5 protein-coding genes are annotated in these 19,749 nt (G+C 37.4%); all 5 read left to right on the forward strand.

Translation table 11 applies throughout. The annotated features are described in order from the left end of the window. Nucleotides 1–76 precede the first annotated feature (76 nt). Nucleotides 77–6,406, forward strand: a complete 6,330-nt coding sequence (locus IPK91_00740; GenBank protein ID MBK8295824.1) for an HYR domain-containing protein — start codon at nucleotides 77–79, stop codon at nucleotides 6,404–6,406. An 84-nt stretch (nucleotides 6,407–6,490) separates the two neighbouring features. Beyond that, nucleotides 6,491–7,525 (forward strand): hypothetical protein, encoded by a 1,035-nt coding sequence (locus IPK91_00745; GenBank protein ID MBK8295825.1) that lies wholly within the window; start codon nucleotides 6,491–6,493, stop codon nucleotides 7,523–7,525. Beyond that, nucleotides 7,494–10,688 carry a hypothetical protein gene (locus tag IPK91_00750; protein ID MBK8295826.1) on the forward strand — a complete coding sequence of 1,065 codons (3,195 nt, stop codon included), beginning with the start codon at nucleotides 7,494–7,496 and terminating at the stop codon, nucleotides 10,686–10,688. The genes IPK91_00745 and IPK91_00750 overlap by 32 nt, the downstream gene beginning before the upstream one ends. Before the next feature lie 149 nt (nucleotides 10,689–10,837). Then, nucleotides 10,838–15,313 carry an HYR domain-containing protein gene (locus tag IPK91_00755; protein ID MBK8295827.1) on the forward strand — a complete coding sequence of 1,492 codons (4,476 nt, stop codon included), beginning with the start codon at nucleotides 10,838–10,840 and terminating at the stop codon, nucleotides 15,311–15,313. A gap of 140 nt (nucleotides 15,314–15,453) precedes the next feature. After that, on the forward strand, nucleotides 15,454–19,731 hold the full coding sequence (locus tag IPK91_00760) for a T9SS type A sorting domain-containing protein (GenBank protein ID MBK8295828.1): 4,278 nt from the start codon (nucleotides 15,454–15,456) through the stop codon (nucleotides 19,729–19,731). Nucleotides 19,732–19,749 lie beyond the last annotated feature (18 nt).

Here is a 19,749-nt window from a genome sequence, read left to right on the forward strand (position 1 = left end):
TTTTAGTCTGAATGGTGTTTAACTGTGTTTTAAAATGAGTATTAAAGACGAATTATTTAATAGAATAACCAAATTCATGAAACGTTCAATTTTGTATTTCAACTTATTCTTGGGAATTCTTGTTGCCCAAACAAGCATAGCCCAGGATTGCCAGTTTGCTGCATTTCCTCCGCAAGGACTGACCTCCAGTTGTGCAGGGAAAGTGGCATTGGAATGTCCTGATTTTGTGTTGCCTGAATGTGGATGCATTCCGGATCCAAATGCAAAACCAGCAATTGTAAAAAAGCACTTTGAATTAAATTTCAGGGAGTTCCCACCTGGAGGGGTGCATTTAGATTCAACACTTACTATTTTTGAAACCGTTCCTGCAGCAGGTTGCGCTGATGTAACTATTATTATGACTGCAATTGGCGATTTAAGTGCCAGGCCGTTTGAAGATTTGGTATTGGTAGATGAGAATGGAACCATCATATGCAGGGTAGGAGGATTGGATTGTCAAGTTGTTGAAAGCAGCTGTACCATGTCCTTTTGCGAATTCAATTCGCAAATTCAAGGAGGCTTGCGTTGGAAAATACTGCCTAATTCGTTGATAACCAATGGGCAATCTTTCCCATTTTGTCAGGAAAGTTGGCTGGACATTGAATTGAGAATTCCTCAATCAAATATCCGGGCAATCAATGACATCAATCATAAATGTGGTGGAGAAGTTGAATTGCCAAATGGAATTACTAAAATTAAATGGAGCAGTATTAATAAATATACGTGTGAAGAAATTTCCACGGTACAAGAAATTAACGTCAATGACCGTATTCCGCCTGTAATATTGAATTGTCCAACCAAAGGAATCACAATCAATTTAGGCCCGGGCGAGTGCGAAGCAGTTTGGAATGCTCCAATGTTTATGGCCATGGATGATTGTCCGTTTCCGATTGTTTTTGGACAAAATGCCTTATCGGGAGGTTGCAATCAGTTTTTCCAAAATTTCTGTGGGATTAATGCCTGCGGAGATAGCGGTGGTTACTTTTTTGATATTAGAAATAAAAGCAATTGTGCGATTTATATTCGTGGATTTTCAGCTGCATTTACAGGTGGCTCAGCCAGTAATTTTGGAACATATGAAGTTTATACCAGAAATACGGCAAACACTTCCTGGAGAGCTGCACCAACAGGTGGATGGCCGACTGGAAATACCTGTTTAAACAATATGCCTAAATCAGCCTGGAGTCTTTTAAAAACAACTGGTGTGGCAGATTCAGTTAGAACTTCTGCTTGGACAGCTGGAACTGCTGGCTTGTTTAAGGACACAATTTATTTATCTAAACCGGTTGCAGGAAGTCGGAATGCTCCTATTTGTAATAATTCAGGCAATGTAGCTCAAGTTGCAAATGATGATAAAGGATTGTTGTTAAATCCTGGTGAGATTAGAGGATTTGGAATATTAGGAACAATAGGTTCTGGATTTAGCATGAATTTACCTGGATTTGGTACCTGTTCTGCTGGAAATTATGGAGACAGTATCATCGCGATCAATCCGGTTCATAATACGCCTGCTGGTGGAATTGGTGTTATCTCAGTCAACTTGGCGGGTGCTAATTTTGGTATTGCTTGCAATCCATTTGGATTTCCAGGAGACGTATTATATTCTAGAATTGATCCAGCAACCTTGGGAATGGTGCCTGTTGTACAAACATGCGGTCAACCTTATGGTCCAGGATCTTATTTCCCTGTTGGTTGTAAAACCTTGTGTTACTTAGCAACAGATGCTGCAGGAAATACTTCAACCTGTCAGTTCGATGTGTGCGTTCGTGCTTATCCGAATACGGTAACTCAATTAACTTGTCATGATGAAATTCAGATTAGTTTAGATGAAAATTGTTTTGCAACTATAAGCGCCGATGAAGTATTGTCAGGCGGACCTTATAAATGTTATGATTTATACATAGTAGAATTAAGAGATTGGATTACCAATATATTGATTGATCGTCAACCCAATGTACCTGGTGTTCAAGTGGGTGTACAAGATATTGGAAGAGAAATAAAAGTAACGGTTAGAGATCCTGCAACAGGGAATTCTTGTTGGGGTCATTTAACAATCGAAGATAAAATTGCACCAATTTTAGTTTGTGCACGAGATACCTGCGTTACTTGTGGAACAACAGAACTCACTCCGGCATTTTTAGGAACTACACGCGTTACTGAAAATTGCGGTGGTTATTCATTAACGTATAAAGATGTTGTAACGCAAGGTGGATGTGCAGTTGGTTATGAAGAACGTATCGTGCGTACCTGGACTGCCATTGATGGTTCAGGTAATAAAGCGGTTTGTTCTCAAACCATTACAGTAGGATTGGCTACTTTAAACAGTGTTGCTGTACCTAAAAATTACGACGATCTGGAAGAGCCTGCTTTGGCTTGTGATGAAAAAATAAATACGACAAAAGATTATACACCGCATTATTTAGCATATCCTTATTGTGTAGATGGATACATTCTGGATTCAGCACATTGGTTTGCTACAGGTGGCTTTTTACCAAGTCCAAATGGAGATTTAGCCGGTGAACGTTTGCCAAGAGTTCTTGGTTGGAATTGCATTGATACTGGATTGTATGTTGGACATCCTAGTCCATGGCCAATTTATTATCCTGCACATCCAAGCTGGAGACCTAATAATCCTGTTTGTTGGGGACCAGACGAAGTTGTTATGTGGGCAGGTACAGGGTATCCATCCGGTAGTGGTTGTTCTAATTTAGGAATCAACTTCCAGGATATCATTATTGATGTTGCAAAACCAGGATGCGATGCAGGTCCAATCGGTTGTTATAAAGTATTGAGGAAATGGACCGTTCTTGATTGGTGTACTTCAATAGTTGGAGGTCACAATCAAGTGATTAAAGTGATTGACAGATATGGACCGCAAGTGTTATATCCAGACACTGTAAATGTGAATATGGAGGTTTGGACTTGTACCGGTAAATGGGAAGTTCCAAAACCATGGTTGTTGGACAATTGCAGCAATGAAATTCATTATACAGTCGAAATTGATAATGGAACCGTGTTAGGAGATGAAAATGCTGGTTATGTTGTAATTGGAATTGAACCAGGCGTATGGAATGGTTATATAGTTGCTGAAGATTGTTGTGGAAATATTACAAAGCACAGAGTTGCAGTTAATGTGGTTGATAATGTACCACCCATTGCAGTTTGTGATCAAAAGACCGTTGTAAGTATCAATGGAAATCAAAGTCCAGGAGAAAATTTTGGAAAAGTATTTGCTAAAGATTTAAATCAAGGTAGTTTTGACAACTGTGCTCCTCATATCTTCTTTAAAGTAATACGCATGGAGCAACTGCGTGGAACGAATAACGGTAGCAATGCAAACCAAGCAGATAATGGAACGAATTGCGCTTCTGTAAATGGAGACGACAATGCAGTTTTAGACGGAAATCAAATTTATTTTGATGATCATGTTAAATTCTGTTGCACAGATGTTGGTAAATCGATTATGGTGGTTTTGAGAGTGTTTGACAGAGATCCGGGCGCAGGCCCCATCGCTCCAAACAGAATGAACCCAGGCGGACCACTGTTCAATCGCTTCAGCGATTGCATGATAGAAGTGGAAGTACAAGACAAAAGTGTTCCAACGGTTGTTCCTCCACCAAATATCGTAGTGAGTTGCTGGTTCTGGTTTGATGTTGATAAATTATCAGATCCAAACGATGCAACTTTTGGTAGAGTTGTAAATGATTTAAGTCAAAGACATAAAGTAGTAACCCATGATTTGGTTTGCTATAATTATTGTGTTCGAAATGATATTACAGGGTATCCAGGTTATGTGCCTGGAGCACCGCCTTCAAACCCACCTGCTTGGAATCGTGCATGTGAGTATTATCGTTTTCTATTTGATACAGCACATTATGACAGAAAGTATGAATTGGTTTGGGGATTTGATGGAACTGTTTTAGGTGCTTGTGGAACCAATTACTCGATATCGGTTAATGACAATCGCGAATGTGGTCAAGGTCAGCTTACCAGAACCATTGTAGCAAGAGGCCCTAATGGCATCAGTGTTACTGGAACTCAAATTATTTGGGTGGTTGATTGTGATCCATTTTATATCAACCGTGCCGATAATTGCGATCCGGATGATGATATTACCTGGCCAGGCAATTGCACAGGTCAAGCAACTACTATTGATGGATGTGGAGCTGATATTAGTCCAGATAATCCACTCTTAGGAAGACCTGTGATTGAAAACAATGCAGATGATTTATGCGCTTTGATCAGCATTGAATATACAGACGAAATATTTACAATTGAACCGGATGCTTGTTTTAAAGTATTACGTCATTGGACCGTAATTGACTGGTGTCAATACGATCCAAGCATTGATCCCGTAAAAGGTCGTTGGTCTTATTTGCAAATTATAAAAGTACATGATACAGATAAACCGGTTATTTCAGTTGAAATTGGAGATTGTGAACCTGCAGTAAAAAATGCAGCAAATAATATTTGTTATGGTCACATCACGATTACAGTTGATGCAACAGATAACTGCAGTCCACTTGATTGGTTATTCTACGATTATAAAATTGATATTTTTAACGATGGAATAGGGGTACACTCTGGCTTTGATTATGCCGTTGGACCTTTAACTAAAAAAGAATACGCTGCTGGCCGTACGCCCTTAAAGCATCACAATCCATTAGCTGATGATGAATTCAATCCATTTGATGCAAGTGGTAGCTATCCAATCGGTATCCATAAAATATGTTGGTATGTAGAGGATGGTTGTGGAAACTTAGCAGCTAATTGCCAGTTGTTTGAAATTAAAGACTGCAAAGCCCCAACACCTTATTGTCATGTTGGAGTCATTACTACGGTAATGCCAAGTAGCGGCTGTGTCACATTATGGGCAAGAGATTTGGATGCAGGTAGTTATGATAACTGTTCAGATCCTGAAGATTTAAGAATTTATTTTGATGATTTTGGTTCAGACAGCGTTACGATTTGCTGTGAAGATTTTGTATCCAGTAAAATAAATGATGAATTAATTATTCCGGTTACTATATGTGTTGAAGATGAAGAAGGAAATAAAGATTGTTGCAAAACAACCATTGTTATCCAGGATCCACACAATGTTTGTCCTGATGTGGGTTCATTCGGAAGAATTACCGGTGAATTAAAAACATTGAATGATGAAGGAACGCAGGATGCAGATGTACAGTTGATTGAGTCAGCTGTAATGAAAAAACAAATGACGACATCCAGCAATGGACTCTACTTGTTTGGTGATTTGAATTATGGAGTTGCTCAGGAGTATGTCGTCAAACCAAGAAGAACAGATGATCCGTTGAATGGTGTTTCAACAGCAGACATTGTAAAAATTCAACGCCATATTTTAGGAATTGAAGACTTGAACAGTCCTTATAAATTGATTGCTGCTGATGTAAATAACAGTTCATCAATTACAGCAGCTGATATTTCTGAAATCAGAAAGTTGATTTTAGGTGTTTCAAATCAATTCAGCAAGGCAGATTCCTGGACTTTTATTCCTAAAGACCATTTTATGGATGCTACCAATCCTTGGAATGCACCACGGGAAGTAATTGTTCCAATGCCAACTGCAACTGAAAAGATTGAAAATTTTATAGCTGTTAAAATGGGTGATGTGAATAACAATGCCCGCGGACACAATTTCAGTGGTTCAACCAGCCGTAACAATAGCCAGCTTCATTTTGAACTTGACAATGTTCCTGTTGTTGCTGGTGAAATCTATAAGCTTCAATTTAAAGCGAGTGATTTTACTGACATCTCTGGATATCAGTTTGCTTTGAAATTTGATGCAAATCTTTTGACTTATGCAGGAGTTGAGGCAGGTGCATTAGCGATAGACGAATCCAATTTTGGACTTAACCGTGTGGAATCCGGTATTCTAACCACCAGCTGGAATAACAAAACTCCAGTGAGTTTAGAAGCAAAATCCACATTGTTTGCAATCGTATTCCACGCAACAGGTTCTGCTCATATCGGTAATTTATTGGCTATCACCAGTGATGTTACTTCTGCAGAAGCATATGGTAGCAACTTGCAATTAAAAGATGTCTTGTTAAATATCCGTACTGAAAAAGGACTTGTAGAAAGCGGTGTCTTTGAGTTATATCAAAATACACCCAACCCATTTGTTAAGGAGTCAGTAATTAATTATAGATTGCCAGAAGCGGGCCCTGCAAAATTGAGTATATATGATGTTACAGGTAAAGTGCTTAGAGTTTATGAGCTGAATGGTATAAAAGGTTTAAATTCAGTTAAAATAAACCGCACAGAGCTAAATGGCAGTGGTGTTTTATACTATCAATTAGATGCTATAAACTTTACGGCTACAAAACGCATGTTGGTTATGGATTAATTTAAGGTTAAACCTTTTAAAGTTATATTAAGCCTAAGGGCGCAAGGGACTCCTTGCGCCCTTTTTTTATACTTAGGCTTGATAATGAGTTGTTTATATTTTGGAGTTCTTACACGAGACATTAAGTTTGCCTTGGGAAAGTATTTATTGCAGTTTTTACTTTTTATAAGTTTTGCAGTAAATAGTTCCACAGCACAACAAGCTTGCGGGATTCCTTCTCCATTAACGGGTGTTACATCAGTTGTATGTAATAGTGAAGTGGATACATTCAGATTTAGATTTGGTACGTATAATCCTGCCTTTACGTATCAATTGTCAATTTCACCAATTGGGGGTTTTACTTCAGCTACATTTGATCCTGCTATACCTGGATTTAGAGTAGTTTGGGGAAACACACCAGGAAATTACAGCATGTATTTTCAAGTAATTAATCCTCCGGGCAATGCTTGTACGGATACCTTTAATATACATCTTTCAAATAGGATTGCACCACAAATGAATTGTAACGATACTGTGAATGTATCGCTTGATGAATTTTGCAGTGCATTGATCTATCCAAGTATGTTTTTAGAAGGTCCCTTTGATTCTTTGGATTATTCATTGACAATTGTTGATGCAATCACTAGAGTGCCATTGAATTCAAGTCCGTATGTCAATGGAGCTAATATAGGAAAGTACTACATTATCTATGTTACGCATATTTGTTCAGGCAATTATTGCTGGGGTTATATTTTGGTTGAAGATAAAATAAAACCAAAATTGGCTTGTTCAACGTACACAATTAATTGTGACGCAGCTTATGCACCTGAAAATTTAGGTTTTCCTGTTCCACCAGGAGGAGTTAATCCAACACCCATTGGCCCCAGAACGTATTACACAGCCAATTCAGCATATGATAATTGCGGTCCGGTAACATTGAGTTATGTAGATCGATTGGTCCATGCAAATTGTCCGCCGCCTGTTCCATACATTGATACAGTATTTAGAGATTGGACTGCAATCGATTCTTATGGAAACATTACGAATTGTTCTGATACAATATTGATAAGGATAGGAGATATAACAGCAGTTATCTGCCCTCCAAATTTTGACAACATTCAACATCCGGCGTTTACGTGAATGGATCATCGCTGATTGGTGTACTGGAAGAACCACAACCTGTATTCAGGTAATTAAAGTTATTGATGATCGTTTAATTCTGACCTGTTCTTTGAATCAGACCATTGTAACATTGCCAAACAGTTGTGAAGGAGAGACCACCATTGAAGTGCCACAAGCATTTAAAGAATGTTCCCACATTACATGGCAAGTGTTAATTAAAAGAGGTGTATTGGATACCACAATCCCTCCTTCAGCATTAAATGCATCAGCCGATGGTATTATAAAATTAAGTGAGACCCTATATAAAGTAAAAAACATACCTGTGGGTTTGTCATGGGTATTATTTATTGGTACTGATAATTGTGGAAATAGCGATACCTGTGCAACAGAAGTAACTGTAATTGAAAAAACCAAACCGATTGCAGTATGTGATTTGGAAACGGTTGTTGCATTGACAGATGATGGCTCAGCAAAAGTTTATGCTGAGACATTTGATGACGGTTCGCATGACAATTGTGCCATGGGAGGATTCCGCGTTCGACGTATGACTCCAGGGAATTGTCCGAGTCCAATTAAAGCCGATGATCAATACGGCCCTTTTGTAGAATTTTGTTGCAACGACATACCAAATAATCCAACCTTGGTTGTATTGGAGGTATCAGATCTTGCAGGAAATACAAATGAATGCATGGTCCGTGTAATTGTTCAAGATAAAAAACCACCAGTTGTAGATTGTTTGCCTAATATAACAATCAGTTGTGAATTTGATTATTCAAATTTAGCTGTTTTTGGAACCTATAGAAGAACTGCAGCAGAAAGAAGAGCTATTAAACTATTTGATCCAACGTATGATAAATTTGTTCAACCTCATTTATGGGGTTACGATGGACTCGTAATTGAAGATTGCAACCTTCATATTGATTCATCTGTAAGTTTTGCATTAAATCATTGTGGCGTAGGTAACATTTTACGCAGATATACTTTTTACGATGATTTTAATGCGCCTTTTACTTGTGATCAGTATATCACTGTAGTTGATTCAACTCCTTTTAATGGTTCGATTAGCTGGCCAACTTCACCAATTGAAGTGAATGGTTGCCATGCAGCCATTGATCCAAATGTCACGGGCAAGCCTAGCTGGCCAACCAATTTGACTTGTTCAAATATATTGGCTACCTATGACGATCAGGTATTTAGTATCGTTGAAAATGTATGTTTTAAAGTATTGCGTAAATGGACTGTCGTTGATTGGTGTATTTATGACAGTAAAACAGGTTATGGTAGATGGTCTTTTACTCAGGTTATAAAAGTAAAAAATTCAATTGCACCAACATTTACAAGCAGTTGTGCAGATGTTTCCTTTGAGAGCGTCTCATCAGATTGCAATGGTTTTGCAACCTTAGTTGCATCCGCAATAGATGATTGTCAGCCAGCTCAATTGGTTTACAACTATGAGATTGATCTAAGTGATAATGGGTCAATCGATTATACAGGAATAGGCAATAATGCAAGCGGTACGTATCCAGTGGGTATACACCGTATCAAATGGACGGTAACCGACCAATGCGGAAACTCAACCTTATGTAATTATTTATTTACGATTTTGGATCGTAAGAAACCATCACCGGTTTGTGTAACTGGAATTATAACAGTGATTATGCCATCAAATGGACAAATTACAATCTGGGCTTCGGATTTCAATGCTAAAAGCTTTGATAATTGTACACTGCCTCAAAGATTGAATTATTCATTCTCGGTGGATCCTTCAGATAAATCAAGAACTTATACTTGTTCGCAAATAAAAAATGGTGTATCAGAATCTTTTGATGTAAGCATTTATGTAACAGATGAGTATGGTAACTACGATTATTGCGATACAAAAGTGATCATACAGGATGGTTTAGGAAATGCGTGTAAAGATAATTTGACCGGAGGAGGTTCTACGGGTAATCTTGCAGGAAATATTTTCAATGAAGCAAACAGCAAAGTTGAAAATGCGATGGTTACATTAAATTCAATTTCTCCATCAATGACAAAGTATGAAATGACCAGACCTGATGGGCAGTATTCATTTATTCAAATTCCATTGAATGAGAATTATATATTATCTGCTGAAAAAACAGATGATCCATTGAATGGAGTAACCACACAAGATATTGTTTTAATACAAAGACATATTTTAGGATTGCAGTTGTTGAATTCACCTTATAAATTGATTGCAGCGGATGTTAATAATTCACAGTCAATTACTGCTAAAGATGTTTCGGATCTGAGACGATTGATTTTAGGAGTCACTACAGATTTTATAGATCATAAATCATGGAAATTTGTAAATGCGAGCCAAGTATTTGTTGACATCAATCATCCATGGCCATATAATGATAACAGTGCGATTAATCAGTTTAGTAATGATAAATTAGACAATAACTTTATCGCAGTTAAAATGGGGGATGTGAGTGGAAATGCTCGTACGAGTCAATTTGGTAATTCACAATCCAGAAATTCAAATGTTATGGAATTAGCGGTTCCTGATATAAGTTTCTCCATAAATGATTTGGTTCGTGTACCGGTGAAATTAAATGCAGCACATACCATTTATGGTATGCAATCTGAGTTCAATTTCGATCCTTCCAGTTTAAGTTTCGTAGATATTGAATCAGGTGCTGTTAAACTGGATGCATCTAATTTTATTAGCAATGGTTTTGCAAATGGTAAAATGCGGATGAGCTGGGAGCAGATTAACGGAATTGATGCTACACAAACGTTATTTACCTTGATTTTTAAAGCAAACCGAAAAGGAGAGCTTAGCAGAAGCATGACCTTAATGAATAACAATTTTAAAGCAGAAGCATATGGAGAAAACACCGAAGCATTTGATCTGTCTTTAAAATTCTACGATAACAATAATGTTTCGACCAATGGATTCTATTTATTTCAAAATCAACCGAATCCATTTAGTCAATCCACCAATATTTCTTTTCAGCTTCCACGCGACGGTGAAGTGCGATTGAAAGTAACAGATGTGGATGGACGGATCCTTATGAATCTAAGCCAATTCTATAAATCAGGTTTCCACACGGTGGAAATCGATAAGCGGGAACTTAACAGGGCTGGTGTACTTTATTACCAATTGGAAATGGAGGGACATCGAGCCATACGGAAGATGCTTCTTATTGAATAAAGAGATCGTTTTCTAATTATACTCCCGTTTTTACCCCCAAAGTTTTAATAATCAAAACTCATTATACCCTCAAAGAACCGTTTGAGGATCTCAAAAATTGTCATTCAAATTGTAAAAAGATAAATACTAAAACAAATAAATTATTCAAGATGAGCAAATTATTTTACCCAAAGCAATTATCGATCTGGAGTCAGGCTTTTAGCTTGTTTCAGATGAAGAAAATGATTGCAGTTTTGCTGTTAACATGGGCAGCCATGCAGCAAGCCGATGCTCAGTGTTTAGATTTGACGAAAACATTGATTGGTGTTGCACCAGCTTCCAGTGGTATTGTTGGGAACATTGATGTCACGTATCATTTGCATCTGAGAAACACGTGTCCGGTTACTACCAGTGTGGATGTTTATGATGAACCATCATTACCATCAAATTTGGGCATTGCCTTTATTCGTGTAGTTGGAACACCTCAAATTGTTTCAGCAACCGATCCGATGAATGCAGGCACCATTAATCCTGGATATACAGGCATCGCTCCAAACCATAATTTAACCGATGGTTCAGGAGTGTTTTTTAATATTCCTGTAGGATATTCAGAAGTGACTTACAGTGTTACTTATGAAGTCAATCCACGAATAGCAGGTGCTCCATCTCCTTTAAACAATCAATTCCGTGTTAGTCATGGTCCGATTGCACCTGAAACCATTATAAACTCAAACATTGTAAGCATTCCTGATTGTTGGACTAACTGTCAATTGGCTTGTAATAATCAGGTTCAAATTTCAGTAAACAGTGTTTGTGAAGCACAAATACTTGCTGCAATGATTTTGGAAGGGGAGTATGAAGATTGTGCTGATCTTGGATTTTTTGAAGTTACAATATATGATGGTACAAAAAAGGTTAATCTTCCTTTAGACCAGTCGTATTTAAATAAAAAATTAAAAGTTAATGTTCGCAACGTTGTTTGCAACAATAACTGTTGGGGCTACATGATTCTCGAGGATAAAACAGCTCCAGCATTAAACTGCCGGGTACGTGATACTACAGTAAGTTGTTCAGCTAATATAACACCCCAAGCATTGGGCTTTCCGGTCAATAAATCTTTTGTTGATCAAAGTGTATATCCTTACATAGTTCGTCACATAGATTCATGTGGTATTGTTTACTTAACATATCAGGATAGCCTGGTAAAATATGATTGCACCAATGATTCACTGAGTGCAACCATTTATCGTAAATGGTGTGCAAGAGATCCAGGAGGCTTTACAGCTTGTTGTTATGATACCATTAATTTACGCAGAGGTACACTAGCTGATATTACCTTGCCAAGACATTATGATGGTCAACCAGGTAATTTGCCAATGTTAAAATGCGATGGTAATTGGACAAAATTAAGCAATGGATTCCCGGATACCTCTCCTTCAGGAACAGGAAGTCCTTCTGGTGTATTTTGTGGAAACATTCAATATGATTTTACGGATGATACCTTACAAGTTTGTAAGGGAACTTATAAATTATTACGCAGATGGATAATTTTAGATTGGTGTAATCCGGCATTTAGAATAGACTGGATTCAACAAATAAAAGTTGTTGATGATCAACCACCTTTAGTAACCTGTCCTAAAAATTATACGGTTAATACCAATCCTTGGTCATGTACAGGATCTTTAATTTTACCAGTACCGATCGATTGGACGCCTACAACTGCGATCGATTCCAATACCATTCCTTTGGTTATTGAAAATTGTTCTGGTTGGACCTATTATGTTAAACATTTACCTGCAACAAATCCATCGGATTGTACGCCAATCCCTGGACAGGGAGATACAAAAAATATTACAAAACTTGCTGATGGTAGATACCGTGTAGATAATATGCCATTAGGTTGTAATTGGATTTATTATATAATTACGGACGGTTGCGGTAATTCTACAGCTTGTCAATTTGATATCGTAGTAACAGATCATACGCCACCGGTTGCGGTTTGCCAGCAAAAAACAGTCATTTCATTAGGTTCAAATGGAAAAGCAATAGTTCCTGCTGCAGTGTTTAATGATCGCAGTCATGATAATTGTGGACCAGTTCATTTTGAAGTTAGAAGAATGGATCCTGGACCTTGCGGAACAACTACGTTTAAAACTGAACAAGAATTTTGTTGTGCAGATGTATCTGCAACGGTTCCAGTAAGAGTTGTTTTACGAGTCATTGATGCTGCAGGAAATAGCAGCGAATGTATGATTGATGCTTTTATTCAGGATAAATTACCGCCTAAAATTACTTGCCCAAAAAATGTAGCAGTAATTTGCGGAACGGATTTGAGTAATTTGAATGTATTTGGTGTGCCAACCGCTACAGATAATTGCACGGTACGATTAGAAACCAGAGTTTCAAATAATTTGTCAAGTTGCAATGTTGGAACCATTGTAAGGGAGTTTGTTGCGATAGATAACGGAGGTTTAAGAGATTCCTGTACGCAAATCATTACAGTTTATGATAATAGTCCGTTTACAAGAAGCGACATTGTTTGGCCAGCAGATATACTGCTAACAGGATGTACGGATAGTCCGGATCCAAATATTACTGGCAAACCAACTTATAAAAATAGAGATGCATGCAATCAGCCAATTTCTTCACATTCTGATCTGGCGTTTAATTATGTTGAAGGAGTTTGTTATAAGATATTAAGGACCTGGACTGTAATAGACTGGTGTACTTATAATCCTGCTGCATTACCTAATCCTACTGGAGTATGGTATCATACCCAGGTTATTAAAATAAACAATACGGAAGCTCCGAATTTTACAAGTTCATGCGAAAACAAACAGTATTGCATAACAGCAGATTGTTCAATCAACGTATTGTTGGAAGCAACTGCTTCAGATAAATGCACACCACAGGATGAATTGCGTTGGAGCTATCAGTTTGATATCAATAATGATGGCAGAGGAATCATCACGGGCACGAACAATAAGTTTTATTATGATTTAGTACAAGGCGAACATAGAATTAGCTGGACAGTAGAAGATCAGTGTGGTAATAAATCGACTTGTAGTTATTTGATTTCAGTTGTTGATTGTAAGAAACCAACACCATACTGTTTGCCTGGCATTGTTACAGTGCTCATGCAAAACAATGGTACCGTAACGATTTGGGCAAATGACTTCAATGCAGGTTCATTTGATAATTGTACAGAAAAGCCAGAGTTAAGGTATTCTTTTTCAAGTGACGTTAATAATATTTCAAGAGTATTTACCTGTGCAGATCTTGCAAATGGCAAAGCAGACACCATTGAAGTTATGATGTTTGTTACAGATTTAGCAGGCAATCAAGATTTTTGCAGAACCAATATTATTCTTCAGGACAATCAGGATGCTTGTCCGGATGTACCCACTTTTGGAAACCTGGGTGGTGCAATCAGAGGATACAATCAGAATCCTTCGCCTGAAGTATTGGTAAATGTACAATCTGCTGGAAGCCCAATAACATCTGGAAATACAAATGGATCCGGAAGCTATGTGTTCAGCAATTTGAATATGCATAAAGATTATATGTTGATTCCTGAATTTGATAAAGATCCATTAAATGGAATTTCAACAAAAGATATTGTAAAAATACAAAGACACATTTTAGGATTGGAGATTCTTGATTCACCTTACAAATACATTGCTGCTGATGTTAACCGTTCAGGAAGTATTACAGCAAGAGATGTAAGCGAGTTGCGTAAATTGATATTAGGTATTGACAATAATTTTGAAAATAATAAATCCTGGAATTTTGTTGATGCGAATTGGGCAATTACTGCTGATAATTTCGCATCCTATAAAAATCACATTCAGTTGAATGATTTTAACCAGAATGCAATGAATTTTGATTTTATATCAATAAAAACAGGTGATGTTACTGGTGAAGCCAATACCGGTTTACAAAATCAACATCAGGCGAGTAGATCAAATCACAATTTAGTCCTTGAGGTTGGAGAAACAAATTTTGATAAAAATGAATTGATTAAAATACCAATTCGTAGTATTAATAATGACTTTAGTTTAAACGGACTGCAGTTTGCAATGCAATTTGATGCAAGAGCACTTGAATTTATTGCGATTGAAAGTGCTGGTTTGGAAATGGATCCATCAAATTACAATGTAATGGGTGATGGTACAATCAGACTGAGTTGGAATGGAAATCAACCAAAGTTGATCTCCAACATGGAATGTTTGTTCTATTTGGTTTGTCAAACAAAACAAGTTGGACAAATTAATTACAATTCATTGAGAGTAATTCAAGAAGACTACTCCGCAGAAGCCTATACCCTCGGTGGTGATTTTGAGATCGCAATGGTGTACCGCTCAAGCAATAACAAAGTCGATGAATCGTATGAGCTTTTCCAGAATATACCGAATCCATTTTATAGTGAAACGAATATTTACTTCAGAGTTCCTGAGGAAGAGCATGTGATGATTGGATTCTATGATATTTCTGGTAAGATGTTGAAATCTTATGAGATAGCAGCAAAAAAAGGAATCAATACGCTTAAAGTAAAAAGTGAAGAGTTCAACTCAAATGGAGTACTTTATTATAAGCTGGATGCGGACAGATTTAGTTCAACGCGAAAAATGATTATTTTAAAATAAACGGTTCTTGGGTAATTAGGCTGATTCCGGGGACAATCAAACGTTTCCGGATGAAAGCCAAATTCCAGATCTAAAATTAATTAAACAGATATAAAAATTTCTTAATCATGACCAAGAAGTTACCATTAAAAAATAGTATTATGAAAGAGATCTTCCAAACTCTTCAAGGGTTTTTACTTCTTACTGTGCTTGGTAAAAAAATGCGTTTACAATTAGCAATAGCTTTGCTTTTTGCTTTCGCAAACTTAAGCAATGCGCAGTATGTAAGCGGAGACACCAGTGTATGTCCTGGAACCACTGTAACTTATAATTTCAGTGGCGGACCGTGGACCATTCAATTAATTACCGGTGGCGGTACTTTAATATCACCAGTAGGCCCATTAAATAGTTTTACCATTGCATGGGGAACTTTTCCGGGAATTTATATCCTTAGATTGGATAACGGCATCGGTGGATTTTACAGCCAACATGTATATGTAGAGGGAGATTTTTCTCTCGCATGTGATGATCTTGTCAATGTTTCTTTAAATGGAAATTGTAAGGCATTAATTACACCAGACGTAATGTTGGAAGGTGAATTGTACCCTGATGATTCTTATTTGGTTACAGTTTATAATATCAACAACATCCCAATTCCTGGCAATGTAGTTGACTACAGTCATCTGGGTAAGACCTTAAAAGTACATGTACGTCATTTATGTTCCGGAGTAGCATGCTGGGGTCGGATTTATGTGGAAGATAAATTCATACCTGAATTAACATGCAATCCAAGTCCATATATCGTAGCTTGTAATAGAGATTATTCACCTGACACGATAGGATTTCCATTGCCAATGGGTGCAACACATACAGCACATCCAACGCATCAGCAATGTTATATTATCAAGAATTTTGACTTGTGTTGTGATGTTGAATTGTGTTATACCGATACATATATTAAAAATGGTTGTAACAATTACCCATATGCTCAGGTTGAGCGTAAATGGGTTGCTACAGACTGTAAAGGAAATAAAACAGATTGCACAGATTCGATTTATATTATTCAAGCTACCTTGGCAAATTTAGTTTGCCCTCCTAATTACGATGGTTTTCAAAGGCCGGCACTTCAGTGTGATAGTATCAAATATCCATTTGGTCCATATCCTGCTGGTTGGAATGCTTTAGATAATGGGAATCCTTCTCCATATGATTTTTACAAAGATGGAAAGTTGATCTGGAGAGGAACAGGGGTTCCAGCAGGAGTTAGTTGTGATCATATTGCGGTAACGTTTAGAGACATACGAATTCCTGTTTGCGGAAATTCATTTAAACTTTTACGCAATTGGAAAATATTTGATTGGTGTACAGGTACCTTGACGGAATGTGTTCAGTTTATTAAAGTAACAGACGATCGCGCACCAAAAGTTTCTTGCAGCCAAAACTACATAACATTCCCTACTGATTATTATGAATGTACCGGTACGGCTACGGTTCCTCCACCAGATATAATTGAGGATTGTTCGGCTACTAGTTTTACTGTTGAGTATAAGTTGGCAGGTCCTGATGGAAAACCGGAAGATGGGGATTACCGCACAGATAATATAACATACCAAGGTGGCAACGCAATCATTACAGGATTGCCAAAGGATACAACCTGGGTTCAGTATGTTGTTACTGATGCATGTGGAAACAGCACAAAATGCCGTGTTGAAGTTTTAATCGTAGACAATTTAGATCCGGTTGCAATTTGTGATCAACATACAGTAGTGTCGATCAATGATCAAGGTGTTGGTGAATTGTATGCCACTTCTGTAGATCAAGGCAGTTATGACAACTGTGATTTAGATTCAATGGCCATTCGTAGAATGAATGATTGGTGCGGAATTTCAAGCAATACAACCTTTGGACGCTATGTGACTTTCTGTTGCGAAGATTTAACTCGCAACCCCCATATGGTAGTTTTCCGTGTTTGGGATAAAAAAGGAAATTTTAATGATTGCATGGTTCAAGTTACTGTTCAAGAAAAAACACCACCTGCCATTGTTTGTCCAAATCCAATAACAGTTGATTGTGATGTAAATCTAGAAGATCTGAATCTTTTAGGTCGCGCAACTGCAACAAATATCTGTGCCAATACAACGATCACTAAATTGGATGATTATGTAACCTGGAAATGTGGAACTGGAATTATAAGAAGACGGTGGACAGCAACCACTGCCGGTGGAATTGCAACTTTTTGCGATCAATACATAACAGTTGTCAATCAACATCCAGTAACCATAGATTCCATTACATGGCCTGCGGATATTATTATTGATGGTTGTAAAGCTGCGGATGCACATCCTGATTTTGCAGGCAAACCAATACCGCCAGCAAAAAAGGCTTGTAGCAACTTGATCAGCGGATATACCGATGAGCGTTTTTACAGCATCGGTGGTTATTGTATCAAAATCATCCGTCACTGGAGAGTGATTGACTGGTGTTTGTATGATGTCAACAATCCAAGCAATGGAGGATTGTTCACAAGAGATCAATTAATTTACTTAAGAAATAAAGTAGCACCCACTTTAGAAAACAGTACCTGTTCAGCTAAGGAAGCTTGTGCAAATGATTTAACTTGTGATGGCCCGATCGAATTGATAGGTCGTGCAACAGATGATTGTACCGATGCCACTAAATTAATATGGTCTTATCGGGTAGATCTAAATAATGATGGTACCTATGGTGCATCAAATCCAGGAAATAATGCCAGCGGAACATACCCCGCAGGTACACATAAAATTGAATGGACGGTTGCGGATTCATGTGCAAATACTGCAACTTGTAACCAATTATTTACAATTAGGGATTGCAAAGCACCGACTCCAATATGTAAAGTAGGAGCTATTACTGTGGTAATGCCTTCAAATGGAACGATAACTGTTCCTGCAAGAACATTTGACCAAAAGAGTGTAGACAATTGTACGCCTCAAAATCTATTGCGATTTTCATATAGTATTGATCCTGCTGATTCTTTGCGCACCTTTACATGTGCCAATATTCGTAATGGAAAATTGGATTCTGTAACGATCCGAATGTATGTTACAGATTTGTTTGGTAGCCAGAGTTTCTGCGATTCGAAATTATTTTTACAAGATAATCCGTCTCAGAATTTACCAACTGGTGCTTGTCCAGATAAATTTACAAACGGAGGTATAATTTCCGGATTGGTTAGTACCAATAACAGTTCGGTATTGCAAAATGCTCATTTGGATTTATTGAAATCAGATGTAATGTTTGGTTCTATAAATTCAGAAAAAACCGGGTCATTTACATTTGTAGACATACCTGAAGGTGACAATTACAAATTGACACCCAACAAGAATGATGATGTTGCAAATGGAGTATCTACTGCTGACATTGTTTTAATGCAAAAACATATTTTAGGTGTTCAAAAATTTGCTTCTGTTTACCAGTACATTGCAGCGGATGTAAATAATTCTAAGTCGATTACAGCAGCGGATGTATCAGAATTGCGTAAATTAATTCTGGGTATTACAGATTCATTTAAGGATGGAGTCAATTCATGGACCTTTGTTAAGAACAGCATGACCTTTACAGATCAGGAGAATCCATGGTTAAATTATCCTTGGGATAATCAATATGAATTAAAAGATTTACAGGGTGTTAATAGCTCTATGGATTTTATGGGAATTAAAATGGGTGATGTCAATTACAGTGCAAAAACAACTGAATTATCAACTTCAGGAGAAAGTCGCTCAGGCGATCGCCTGGTAATTGGTTTGGATAAATCAAGTTTAACTCCAGCTGCATCCGTTCAAATTCCAGTATATGGAACCTGGAAATCGAATTTGAATGGATTTCAGTTCGCACTCCAATACAATGCTGATTATGGAAGTCTCATCCAGTTACGCTCTGGTGAACTTGAAATTAATGCAACCAATTACAAAATAATCGAAGGCCAAAATGCTCAGGTTTTAATAAGCTGGGACAGCAAATTACCTTTGAAAGCTACTGATAAGCCCTTGTTTTATATGGACTTTAAAATAATTAGCCCTTGCAATGCACTTCAATTGGTGGAATTAAATCCAACTATTTTGAAAGCAGAAGCCTATGATGATCAAATTCAAATTATGAATATTGCAATAGCTCAGCGTGGATTAGATCCTAACAAATTGGCTTGTGAACTCTATCAAAATCAGCCAAACCCATTTAATGAGCAGACTCAAATTGGATTTCAGGTTCCTGAAAAACAATTGGTGGTATTGAAAATATTTGATGCAAGAGGTCATGTCATGTTAAAAAAGGAGTTCATGGCAGAAAAGGGTAAAAACAAAGTAACATTACAACAACAAGAGATTGGACGTGCGGGTATTTATTATTACCAGCTTGAAACTGAGAACTTTGTTGGAACTCGTAAATTGCTTTTGACTAACTAGAGATTTTTTTATATCGGT

It is taken from the genome of Saprospiraceae bacterium, assembly GCA_016712145.1.
In the GTDB taxonomy this organism is placed as follows: Bacteria; Bacteroidota; Bacteroidia; order Chitinophagales; family Saprospiraceae; genus Vicinibacter.